Raw genomic sequence first — 523 nt, forward strand, 5'->3', positions numbered from 1 at the left:
TGAATGCATCTGAAAATTTATGTCCTGCCGCAATGTCATAATGAGTGGTGTAATTTACACCTCTGTCGATCACATCCCTTGGTGCATCGAGCCTAAGAGCTTCAAGTCGCTCTGCTAATTGAGTGGGAATTTGCACTTCTCGAATAAGCCCACCTTTCCCCTCTACGGTGTAGGTGTGAGTTTGATTTGGCATATGAGAAAACTTATCGGGATGCACATCACGAGGACTAGGCTGCACTTCTCCACTTGGTCTCAGAGTGTATAGTTCATGCGCTCGAAGACCGGCTTGATGGCAGATTTCAGTAGAAAGGGCATGCCGGTCGGTCTGGTGCTCTGTGATCCGTTGTACCTGATCTGGTGTGTAGGAGCGAGACTGTTCGATGGTTTCACGTTCAGATTTTACTACATCGAGCTTCTGAGAAGGCTCTAGCCGGTGCGTGACATGATGCATCATGGCCTGAATTGCCTGACGGTCCATGTCTACAGTGCTTTGCGAACATTCAGACGCTCGAATTTCTAGGTA

Annotated in this window: 1 pseudogene; it reads right to left on the reverse strand. The window is 48.2% G+C overall.

Annotated features, from left to right (window positions below):
* Nucleotides 1-523 (reverse strand): annotated as a pseudogene (locus R8O10_RS27375) (site-specific integrase); the annotation flags it as partial.

This window comes from Vibrio sp. 1727 (assembly GCF_033344415.1).
Lineage (GTDB): Bacteria > Pseudomonadota > Gammaproteobacteria > Enterobacterales > Vibrionaceae > Vibrio > Vibrio alginolyticus.